Origin of the sequence: Ulvibacterium marinum, assembly GCF_003626755.1 — a bacterium.
Lineage (GTDB): Bacteria > Bacteroidota > Bacteroidia > Flavobacteriales > Flavobacteriaceae > Ulvibacterium > Ulvibacterium marinum.
This window is the reverse complement of the sequence record NZ_RBCJ01000003.1, coordinates 385,473-397,571: the sequence shown is the minus strand read 5'-3', so window position 1 is coordinate 397,571 and position 12,099 is coordinate 385,473. Positions and strand designations below refer to the sequence as shown.

Below are 12,099 nucleotides of genomic sequence, written 5' to 3'. Positions count from 1 at the left end.
TAATAGAAAGGGTTTTGCGAACCTTTATTCCAGTTCTGAATAGTTCTCAATCACAATCAGTGTGCGCAAATTTTGATTGTGTAAAAAATCCAAACAATAGACCCCATCCGTACAGTTGTTGAGTATTTTTTCCTCCCCAAAACCTTCCACAGATAAAATATTGGCCCCCGGCACCCCTTTTTGCAGAAGATAGCTTTGGACTGCCTCCGCGCGTTGGGTGGATAGCTTTTTATTGGCATATTTACTTCCACGACTATCCGTATGGGATTCGATACGAAATCGCATTCGGGGAAACTCCTGTACTATTTGAGCAACCTTATCCAATTCTGCCATCATATCCATGGATAGGTCGCTCATGCCCTTGGCAAAAAGAAAATCATTTAATTTTAAAACGGTTTTCCCTTCTTTCTTCTCCACAATATTTTCCAAAAACAATAATTCAATATCCAATGGGGTTTTTTGAATTTCCTCGAGCTTGTTTTCCTCATACCTGTAACGAAACTTGGAGTATCTCTCTTTGCCAACTTCCAAATATATGGCATCTCTCCAAGGAAGCTCTACTTGAAACATGCCATCTTCATCAGTGTATACTTCCTTAATCAAGTCTTCACTTCCGCCCAAAATTTTTACGGATGCCTTTTCAATTTTCTGTCCTTGCCCAATTTCGGCAACACTTCCACGTAAAATCAAGGTTTTTAATCCCGGAACACGATTAATTTTAAATCCATAAATATCATCACCTCCCTTACCCCCTTTGCGGTTGGATGAAAAATAACCGGAGTAACCGCCAAAAACGTTTTCTTCAATTATGAAACCAAAATCATCAGAGGGAGAGTTAATGCTACTTCCTAAATTAACAGGTATTGTAAAGATTCCATCTGGCTGAATATTGCTTTTATAGATGTCCATTCCGCCCAAGCCATAAAAGACATCCGAGGAAAAGTATAAGCTTCCTTCAAAAACATAGGGCGCTATTTCATTTCCAGCCGTATTGACACGAGGCCCCAAATTAAAGGGTTCGGACATAATTTGTCCATTATTGGTGTTTACATAGTATATATCCGTACCTCCAAGACTATCCTCAAAATTTGCGGCAAAATAAATCCTATTCGTCGAATCCTGAAAAAATGGGTAGTAGAACGACGTACTTAAATCCTTTAAAAGGAATCTAAAAAACCCATTAGGGTATACCATGCCCAAGGCCAGTGAATTTTTACCGTTCTCATCAAAAGCAAGTCTATCATCCTCCGTATTGGAAAGGATGTAAAAAAATCGATCCAAACTTTCTGAATAATAGGGAGTAGCCTTGTGATATTTGGAGTCCGGTATTGTCGTAAAGGTATTGGCATTAAGCACATCCCCGTTAGACCCGACCCTGCCCACGTAAATATCCAAAAAGGAATCTCCGGAGGGTTCATATATCTTTTTTGATTTTTGTAACCGCGAACTGCTAAAGAGCAATCTATCCTTATAAAAGGAAGGTGAGAAATCCGCTTGGGGGCTGTTTATACCCAAATTGAAAATTTGAAAGTCCTTATCCGATTCGGATTCAGCCCGGAGCAATTCGGAATTGAAGTCCATGTTTTCCAGTAACTCTATAGGTAGCCTTTCCTTTTTTGTGTCTAAAAACGCATTGAGTCGGTCCTTCTCCGAGTTTTTGGCCATACTCTGTAACATCTTGTTAAATTGATGAACTGACATTATGGTATCCTTGGAATTGACCTGCAAATACAGTTTGGAGGCATTTTTATAATCTCCGGTATGAAAATAGGAATCGGCCAGATTTAAAAACTGGGAATTGGTCATTAATTTTCCATCCCGCATTTGTTTTTGATAGGCTTCAATAGCATTCGCATAGGCATAACTGTAGAACAGCTTGTCCGCCTTTGTCATTTTTTCCTGAGCCAGGCCAACGGTAGATACTACCCAAAAGGCCAACAATAAAAGTCGTGTTCTCATAGGAATATCATTTAAAAAAACCTTGGTGTATCAATTTGTTTCGGTTGATCTTTACTATCCGGTTTCTCATCTTTTGAACGCCCTTTGCCCTTACCCAAATAAAATTTAAGAATAATTTCATGGGAACCATTATTGAATTCCCCAAGTAAATTGGTGTTATAATCGTACGAATAGCCAATAAACGTGCTACTTGAAACCTGGAACCCGGCCAATCCACTTAGTGCATTATCTATACGATAGGAAGCTCCCGCCGTAAACCTATCGTTAATTAAAAAATTTGCCGAAATGTTGGTGTTCAAAGGCGCTCCGTTGACATAATTGAGTAAAAAAGCCGGTTTAAACTTTAAGGTTTCGGATAGGTCAAAGACATATCCACCAATAACATTCAAATGTATGTTGTCCTCCACAATAGCGGCGACGTCCTCATTATAAATCCCATCAGTTAGAAAATTAGGTATGGAAAGTCCAAAATACCAAACATCCTCACTGTACAAAAACAATCCAGCTCCTATGGTAGGGTAAAAATTGTTGAGGGGGCTACGATTCAATATTGGTTCTCCCGGGTTTTCAAATGTTCCTTTAGAGAAATCAACATCCAGAAAACCACCCCCAACATCCATTCCAAAAGATAACATGGTATTATACGTAACATTAAATTGGTACGAGTAGGACAAATCTACATAGGTTTGGGTTACGGGCCCGAGTTGATCGTTAACTACATTAAACCCAAGACCGTGTTTCTTGTTTTCAAATGGAAAATTTACCCCGAACCGAATAGTTCTTGGCGACCCGGGAATGTCCAACCACTGAGCACGATACAATCCAATAATCTCCGGATTTTCCACGGTGCCCACATATGCGGGGTTAAAGCTGCCAATATTGTACATATATTGTGTATACTGGGGTTCCTTCTGGGCTTGACCCTCATACGTATTGCATAGGGCGACAAGTGCAAGTAAAAAATAAATGTATTTGTGTGGTGTTGATATACCTGTGCTATATGCCATTGAAACGTTATCTAATAAGCTGAATCCAGCCTTTTCTTGGTTGGGAACCGTCCCCAAGATCTAATATATAAAAATACGTACCATCCGGTGCTTGCTCATTCTTCCATGTGCCGTCCCAGACATTGTCATCCTGCATATTACTTGTCGCAAACACTTGATTGCCGTAACGATTAAATATCTCCAAAGAAGTATTGGTAAAGGTTCCGACATCCCTGATTTTCAAGAAATCATTGGTGCCGTCCCCATTGGGCGAAAACTGGTTGAACACAAACCCTGGATCAGCTTCGGTCGGTAAGCTTACCGTAACCGTTGCTGTGGCCTGATTATTGCCCGGGTTACCATCCGCCGGGGAAGACCGTAAAATAGTTGCCGTATTCGCAAAAGTACCTTCAACGGGAAGTACGGTTCCTGTAATCTCCAGGGTGGCTTCCTGACCCCTGGACAAACTGGCAATTTCCCATAAACCCATGTTTATATCATAATCCTCTGAATTGGAGGTAACGTTGGTAATCCGGCCGTCAGGACCGGAAGGCAAAATGTCCTCCACAACTATATTGGTAATCGCATCGCCCTCCGTAGACTCATTCGTTACGATTAATACGAATGTTATTTCTTGCCCAACTAGGGGATATATATTAGCCGAGTTTGAGCCGTTTCCAATTCTTGCTAATTTTTGAATGACCAGATCTATCCCTTCAGGAAGGTCAATATTCAGGGTAACGGTAGCGCTATTATTGGCTACGGTCTCATCCAGAGGAAAGGAATCCAAAAGTTCCGCGGTATTGGTATAGGGCCCTCCTTCCAAAACATTGGCAATGATGGTAAGGGTGGCCTGTTCGGACGCCGCCAGTGCCGCGATGGTCCATTCTCCGGTATTTTCATCATACATACCTGAAGAAGGTTCATCGGAAACAAGCTCGAAGCCGGTTTCCAAAAGGTCTCCAATCAATATACCACTGGCATCCCGATCGGATAAATTGGTCACCGTAACAGTAAAGGTCACTTGACTGCCGATTACAGCATTTTCATTGTCTACAACTTTCGTTATCTCCAAATCTATAGGGGTCGGATTACAATTGGGGTGGTCCGGATCGGGATCACAGGGGTCGTTGGGATCGGAGCCATTGGCCTCTTCATCCAGGTCCGAAATATCATCCATATCAAAATCGCACTGGCCGTTCTGTCGCGATGGAACACAAGGATTGTCATTTGCGGGATCTAATTGATCTACGATACCATCCAAATCGCTATCTAGAACATTGGAGTCCAAGGCATCAATAATACCATCGTTATCCTCGTCCAATGGATTCTGGACATCACCGCCTACTTCCACACCGTCGTCAATACCATCCCCATCCGTATCCGCATTATTTGGATCCGTTCCTAGAGCGGCTTCTTCGCCGCCCAATAAACCATCACCGTCTTCATCGGTGTCACAACTACTTACCGAAATGGTTACTATGGAAGATTCATTGACACAAGGTGCCTGTGCCCCTGTAGTGGTATAAGTAAACACATAATCGCCAGCGGGTTGGCCCTCAAAATCAATATTGTTAATTCCGCTTGCAATGGTTCCACCAGCGGGTTGTGAGGTAACCGCCCATACCCCGGCATCCGCTCCGGTCAATTGATCTGCCAAATCTAGGGTAGTATTGCCAAAAGCGGCATTATTACATGAAGATCCATCGGAGGGAGTACCTGGAGAGACTTCGGGTACAACGGTAGCGATTACTTCTTGTCGCGGTGATGAAGTACAACCATCTGCCGTGGCTTCTACATAATAGGTAGTGGTGATACTCAAATCCGGCATTACGGTAGATCCCGAAAAAAGGGCTGTACCTCCTGTCGGTACTGTATACCAATTAAATGTCGGTGGTTGACTCTGCCCTGGAACGTTTCCAGTAACTTGTAGTTCCACCGGTCCCGGACCACAACGTTCACCATCTGTTGTTGATGTAATAATCGGAATGGGCCGTAATGCCAATATCACTTCTAAAAAAGGGCTGGCGCAACTATTGACATCATCCCAGTAAAACCCAAAATAAGAACCCCCGTTGGACACGTTTATAGAGCTCGATAAAAGATGGGCCGCTTCATCCGAGGTATCGGAAACCGTGCTCCATCGTAATTCGGTCCCCGAAGGTCCGCTACCCGTAACAAAATCATCCAAATCCAATACAATACTATCCCCGCAATAATCCGTATCCGGGGCACTAGGATTTAGAGTCGGTGCCAAGTTTCCCGCAGTACAAGGATCACAATCTATAACGGTAATGGTCACATCAACGGACTCATTGGTACATGGGGCTACAGCACCATCAGTGGTATAAGTAAATATATAGATGCCCAAAGGCAAGCCTTCAAAATCTATCTGATTATTATTTGGTATATTACCCACAGAAGTTCCACTCGTCTGTGACCAATCCCCTGAATCTTCATTTTCTATCAAATCGTCCAAGTCTATTTCGGTCTCCCCAAAATTATCATCAGTACAAGCGTTCGCATTGGTTGTGTTCCCTGCTGATGGCTGCTGACTAACCGTGGCTATCACGGCACTTCTTGCAGAAGTACAACCATTTAAAGAAGCTTCCACATAATAGGTCGTAGTAGTGGTTATGCTTGGAGTTGAAAAACTCGTACCCGTTCCTATACTTGTACCGCCTGTATCCGTAGCAAACCAGCTGAGTGTTCCGGAATCCGCCGTGGCTCCTAAGGTAAGGGTTCCGGGATCGCATCTGGAGTCCGGGGTAGTATTCGTAATAACTGGAATGGGATCTATAGTAGCTATTACCGCTGTTCTGGCCGAAGTACATCCATTTATGGAAGCCTCCACATAATACGTTGTAGTCGTGGTTATACTTGGAGTCACAAAACTTGTACCAGTTCCGATGCTTGAACCTCCAGTTGGTGCCGCGAACCAGCTTAGCGTTCCTCCACTCGCGGTAGCACCCAATGTAAGTGTTCCGGTACCACATCTGGAATCCTCTGTTGTATTTGTAATCGAAGGAGTCGTACCGAAGGTAAGCGTTACGGATGATGTTGGGCTAAAACAAACATTGGCAGCATCCCAGTATACCGCGTAATAAGTATCTGAAACCGTTACGGACGGATTGGCTGCCAATAAATCCCCTCCACCAGCTGGATTCGGATTCGTGCTCCAACGTAATTCAGCTCCTGCGGGTGCGCTTCCGGCACCTCCTTGTATAAAACCATCCAAGTTTTCTCCTGTGGAATCACAAAATTCGGTCGGATTACCTCCCAATATGGTGGGTGCGGTAAATCCCGCAAAACAGTCATCGTCCTGAATGGTAATATCAACACGATCATTGGCAAGATCTATCGGAAAAAGTGTGGTATTGCTCGTATTATCTATTCGGATACGCGCAATTTCAGGTTGTTCGATGTCCGTATCGTCCAAAACATCCAAAGTCAATGTAGCGGTCTGTTGTCCATCAATGATATCGATCGAAGCTGGAAAAGTAGCAAAATCCACGCCTTCCGTAGCCGTACTTGCACCCCCTACCTCAAAAAATATGGTGATTGCCCCACCTGTGCCGTTGACACCGCCTAAAGTAATGGTATATTCCCCGTCATTGGAGGGTTCCGAGGCATCCCCGTCAGAGACCGAAATGCCAACCAAACCTTGATCATCATCGATAATCTCCGCTGTGGCCCTATCCGCCAAAACGTTTATGGTTCCCCCATCGGTACCAGTCAATATTACTGTTAGGGTCTCGTTTCCTTCTATCAAAGCATCAATCCTTCTGGCAATTTGAATATCCACAAAAGTTGATGAAAAGACACTTGCAGGTAAGGTAACAGTATTTGATGCCGGAGGTGTATAGTCAACACCGGATGTAGCAGTATCGCCAACATCACCAACGGAAAAGGTTACGTTAATATCCGGGGCATTGAGTACCGCGGTCCTAGTGACCCTGAATATGGCCAGAGCACTTCCATCTTCATTAGCATCGCCAATTGCAGCAATCGAAATATCCTGTGCCCGTACAAAAACGCTCACAGACAGGAAGAATAACCAACAAAAAAACTTTGTTAAGGCTATGGTTCTTTTGGATGGGGCGTCCATATCTTTTTTCTTTTTCACTTCTTATTCTTTTACACCCTCCTAAAAGGGGGGACAGGTGCAATTTGCCGACAAAGCAATTGTTCATATAACACATCGGCATATAATCTTTTTGAATTCTTGGAATTCAAAATCAAGTGGGGTTGGTGGGTTATCCGAAAATGGATTCAATATTACTAAAAAAAATAGCCCAGTCCTTAAATTAAAGGATTAAATAGGTGTTTTTCGGATGAAATACCGAATTCAATGGCAAACTTGAGCTATTGCGTTTCGGCTGCGAAGGTTTCCACATCCGGCGCTATCTTTTTTACCAGACCTTGCAATACCTTTCCAGGGCCTACTTCTATAAATTTGGAAGTGCCGTCCTTGGACATATTCTGTACGCTCTGGGTCCATTTTACCGGTGCCGTCAATTGAGCAATCAAATTTTTCTTTATCTCCGATGGATCGGTAACTGCAGTAGTGCTAACATTCTGGTAAATAGGACATTTTGGATCGTTAAATGTAGCCTCCTCAATGGCCGCCGCCAACTCCTCTCCTGCAGGCTCCATCAATGGGGAATGAAATGCCCCCCCAACAGGCAATGCCATGGCTCTCCTAGCACCAGCTTCCTTTAGTTGTATACAAGCTTCATTTATGGCATCAACCTCCCCGGATATGACCAACTGACCTGGGCAATTGTAATTTGCAGGAACTACAACTCCGGAAATCTCGGCGCATGCCTTTTCCACTGTTGCATCGTCCAACCCCAACACCACGGCCATGGTTCCTGGTTTTAATTCACAGGCTTTTTGCATGGCCATAGCCCTTCGTGAGACCAGTTGAAGCCCGTTTTCAAAACTTAGGGTGCAATTGGCCACCAAAGCCGAGAATTCTCCCAAGGAATGTCCGGCTACGCTATCAGGTTTAAAGTCTTCTCCCATAACCTTGCTCAAAATGACCGAGTGTAAAAAGATAGCGGGTTGGGTTACCTTGGTTTGTTTTAAATCTTCCACAGTACCCTCGAACATAATGTCGGTAATGGAAAAACCGAGAATATCATTGGCCTGTGCAAACATTTCTTGGGCAATGGGATATTTTTCATAAAGATCTAAGCCCATTCCCACGAATTGAGCTCCCTGACCTGGAAATACGTGTGCGTTCATAATTTATGTTTTGACCCCACAAATATAGGAATTAAAGATTGTTGGTTAATTTGGATTGTTGGTTTTTTGGATTACCACAGGGACTGTGCCCGAACCCTCTAAACAGGTTTGTTGAAGCATTATTTGAACCAACTTGAATACTTTACATAGGCGTTGGCAATCCTATCTATCTCCCCGGAACTTAATTCAGGGCTTATGTCCTTAATTTTTTTGGCCGGCATGCCTGCGAAGACGCTTCCGGAGGGTATATGGGTACCCTTGGTGACAACGGCGCCGGCGGCAATGATACTATTACTTTCCACTACGCAATCGTCCATGATGATACTCCCCATACCTACCAATACATTGTCTTTAATAGTACAGCCATGAACTATAGCATTATGACCAATGGAGACATTGTTACCTATAGTAGTAGGCGATTTTTGATAGGTACAATGGATAATGGCACCATCCTGAATGTTTACCTTATTCCCCATTTTTATGTAGTGAACGTCCCCACGAACCACGGTATTGAACCAAATGCTGCAAAGGTCGCCCATATGTACTTCGCCAACTATGGTCGCATTTTCTGCAATGAAGCAATCCTTCCCTATCTGCGGGGTTTTTCCATTAATGGTCTTTATTATTGGCATGATTCGGCGTTAAATGTTAAGTGTTAGGTTTTGAGTTTTGTAATTTGATGCTTTGACTTTGCTCAGTATGACATGTTTGGTGTTTGGTGTTTGGTGAAAAGAAAAAATCAGTGTAGCTAATGAACCTCCATTCTTTATCAAAAATAGGACAACAATTCCCTTTTTTTAGAGGCCGAGACCAAAAGTTCCTTCCCATTTGAGATTACTACGCTACCTCCTTTGCCCTTTCTATATTTGACCACTTCATTGACGTTGACCAAAAAGGACTTATGAATACGGGCAAAGGAAAAATCCGAAAGGGCCTCTTCAAAGTACTTTAAGGTTTTGCTCACCAATATCTTCTTGTTTTCCAAATAGATTTCGGTGTAATTATCGTCCGCTTTGCAATATAGAATATCCGATACGTTCAACACCTGAAAACCGTCCTGCTGGGGCAAAGTAATTTTTCCTTTTACCCCCTTAAGCTTGGGCTGTAGCACCCGATCTTCCAAATAGGCCTCGCGTTGTTTTATTTCCCTCACATAATCCACAGCCTTGATCAATTCATCAATGTTAATAGGCTTCATCAGATAGTATGCCGCATGTTGGTTCAGTGCATCCTTGGCATAGTGGTCGTAGGCAGTGACAAAAACCGTTTCGAATGTGCGCTCGGGAACTTTATCTAAAAGGTCGAACGCATTACCAAAAGGCATTTCCACATCCAAAAAAACCAAATCCAATGTGTGTTCTTTTATCAAGTCCAATCCTTCTTTTATAGACGCAGCTTCTCCCCTTAAATTAACTTCCTTGGTGTACTTGTTTATATAATTCCTAAGGATTTCCCGGCTACTTGCCTCATCCTCCACGATAATCGCATTGATCTCCATTACTTCTTTTTTAGGTTGAAGGACACTTGGGTGCCTGTGCCGTCGGTATTCAAGTCCGAAATATGAATCGCTATTCTATTCTTGTACATATCGTTTAAAATGGCAATCCGCTTAGCAATATTTCCCATACCCTTGGATTTCTGCTTTTTTTGATTTTTGGTCTTCAACTCGGCCGATTTCTTCCTTCCTATCCCATTGTCCGCAATAGTTATTTCCAAAGTCTCCTTATCCTGTTGTTCTAAATGTATTTTTAAGTACCCCTTTTCCTTTTTATAGCGTAAGCCATGCCAAATTGCATTTTCTATGTAGGGTTGAAGTAGCATAGGTGGAATTTGATAGGATTCGATATCCAAGTGATCGCTTACAACTATATCATAGTCAAACTTGTCCGGGAAACGGGAATGTTCCAGTTTAACGTACAGTTCCAATAATTCCAGTTCCTTGGAAAGCGGGATGAAGTCTTCCTCGGAATTCTCCAACACGGAACGCATTAAAGTGGAGAACTCACTTAAATATCTGTTGGCACTTCGTTCATCGCTCTTTGCTATATAGTTATTCACGGAATTTAGCGCATTAAATATAAAATGGGGATTCATTTGTGAGCGCAACGATTTTAAAGCAAGTAAATTATTGGCCAGTTTCTGCTGTTGATTGCTTCGATAAAAGAAAAAGGCGGCCAAAGCGGTAAGGATTATCCCAAAAATCAAGGAATAGATAATCCATTTTTGTCGTTTATTGTTCTCCTGGATCAATTGTTGTTCCGTAAGGGCCAAATCATATTTGCTTTGGGAAAGTTCACGTTCCTGCTCCAGTCCGGTAATCCTGCTTTGTTTGGCGGCAACCTCCCGATTGAACCTTGCGGCCCTGGAAATTTCTTGTTCCTTACGTACGTATAGGGTATCTACCAAGGCCACATACTCTTGATAACTTTCCAGAGCCCTGGAATAATCACCCTTATACTTATAGATTTCTGACAATTTTCGTGTGGCGTCCTTCTGCACCACCAGATCATCCTCGGAATCTGCCTCAACGATACTGCGCTCCAAATAGGGAAGGGCCTCATCATACTTGTCCTGAGCAATGTAGGCATTGGCAATCTTATAATTGATACGCTGTGAAGTAATGGTATCCGGCACTCTAGTTAAAACTGAGTTGCCATTATCTACAACAGGGCTCGAAATTTCCAGTAGTTCATTCAAAGTTTTTTTGCGCAGCTGAATTTCCTCGTCATATCTGTTTTTTTTATTGTAAAAATCGGCGACTTTTTCTTTCTCCTGAATAGCCCTTTGGGGTGCTTGTTGTTTGGCAAGTTCCAAGGAATTGCCATAAAAGCCTTCCGCCTCAATGGTCCGGTTTTCATTTGCATAGGCATCCGCAATTTTGGAAGTGAGGTCTGTCATCTTTGGGGTAATCTGATTTTTTTTGGCGACTTGCAACCCCGCTTCATAATAGGCGATAGCCCTATCCAACTGCTTCTGGCCTTGGAAGGCATCCCCTAAAAATTCGTAAAGCTCAGTCTTTCGATACGGCTCCAATTGCTTTATCTTTAGCAAAGGTAAAAGCGTGGCCCTCGCTGCATCGAATTCCTTGTTTCTCAGATAGGCTTCGCCCAATAAGAGAGAGGCTTTTACGGTCTTATTGGCCTCATTGGCATCCTTAAGATTGTCTATGGCCAAATCATATTGTCTATGGTATAGGTATACTTCTCCCAGCAGGGTGAGCGATCGAGCCAATTCCTTTTTATTTCCCCGCTTACCCAATCTGGAAATAGATTGTGCAATGAAGTCGATACTTTTTTCAATATCAGTTTTTTTGTATAGGTCTGCCGAATCCAAAAGGGTTCGATGTGCGGGTATTCCCCCATTTGAAGAGCTGCTTTTTCGTGTATTTTTAATATTTCCGGCATACCCCTCCACCAAAACATCCACATCCTCGCTGCTGGCAATGGTATAACGTACCGTTTTGAACTCAGGACTTGAAAAAACGAGTTCATCTCCAATACGGGCATTTATCGCAAATTCACCAAAAGCGTTCGTCAACGTATACTCCCCAGTATTTGTGGAAACCTCAACACCGGATATAGGTACACCTGTTTCCCTGCCCTTTACCGAGCCTTCTATTTTCATCTGCACAGAGTTCCCACTTACTTGAGGAAGTACGGTGGAAAAAAGCATCAGAAACAAAAACGTTATGTACGGATTGCTTCGCATGTGGTTCTATTATACCCTGTAAACTTAGGGGATCTAAATGGTACTGAAAAACAGGAAAATCCCAAAAACAAGACTTAAAAGAGTTTGTTTTGGCCCTTTGATCGATCAAATGACCACTTCACGCATTCAAAAAACCATTTTACTCATTCCCCATTTTTTAAGGAAAAGTTTGAATCTAGTTTTAGACCATAATCCA

Annotated in this window: 7 protein-coding genes; all 7 read right to left on the bottom strand. The window is 42.9% G+C overall.

Annotated features, from left to right (window positions below; translation table 11 throughout):
- Positions 1 to 24: 24 nt before the first annotated feature.
- Complete coding sequence (locus D7Z94_RS14725) at positions 25 to 1,959, bottom strand: OmpA family protein (RefSeq protein ID WP_120712367.1); 1,935 nt, start codon at positions 1,957 to 1,959, stop codon at positions 25 to 27.
- An 11-nt stretch (positions 1,960 to 1,970) separates the two neighbouring features.
- On the bottom strand, positions 1,971 to 2,966 hold the full coding sequence (locus D7Z94_RS14720; RefSeq protein ID WP_120713141.1) for a PorP/SprF family type IX secretion system membrane protein: 996 nt from the start codon (positions 2,964 to 2,966) through the stop codon (positions 1,971 to 1,973).
- A gap of 7 nt (positions 2,967 to 2,973) precedes the next feature.
- A complete protein-coding gene (locus D7Z94_RS14715) occupies positions 2,974 to 7,071 on the bottom strand; it encodes an Ig-like domain-containing protein (RefSeq protein WP_120712366.1) in 4,098 nt (1,365 codons plus the stop codon).
- 239 nt (positions 7,072 to 7,310) lie between these two features.
- Positions 7,311 to 8,195 (bottom strand): ACP S-malonyltransferase, encoded by an 885-nt coding sequence (gene fabD / locus D7Z94_RS14710; RefSeq protein WP_120712365.1) that lies wholly within the window; start codon positions 8,193 to 8,195, stop codon positions 7,311 to 7,313.
- Positions 8,196 to 8,314: 119 nt separating this feature from the next.
- Complete coding sequence (locus D7Z94_RS14705; RefSeq protein WP_120712364.1) at positions 8,315 to 8,827, bottom strand: gamma carbonic anhydrase family protein; 513 nt, start codon at positions 8,825 to 8,827, stop codon at positions 8,315 to 8,317.
- 137 nt (positions 8,828 to 8,964) lie between these two features.
- Positions 8,965 to 9,693 (bottom strand): LytR/AlgR family response regulator transcription factor, encoded by a 729-nt coding sequence (locus D7Z94_RS14700; RefSeq protein ID WP_120712363.1) that lies wholly within the window; start codon positions 9,691 to 9,693, stop codon positions 8,965 to 8,967.
- Positions 9,693 to 11,867, bottom strand: a complete 2,175-nt coding sequence (locus D7Z94_RS14695) for a histidine kinase (protein WP_245967212.1) — start codon at positions 11,865 to 11,867, stop codon at positions 9,693 to 9,695. Before D7Z94_RS14695 ends, D7Z94_RS14700 begins: the two co-directional genes overlap by 1 nt.
- Positions 11,868 to 12,099: the final 232 nt, after the last annotated feature.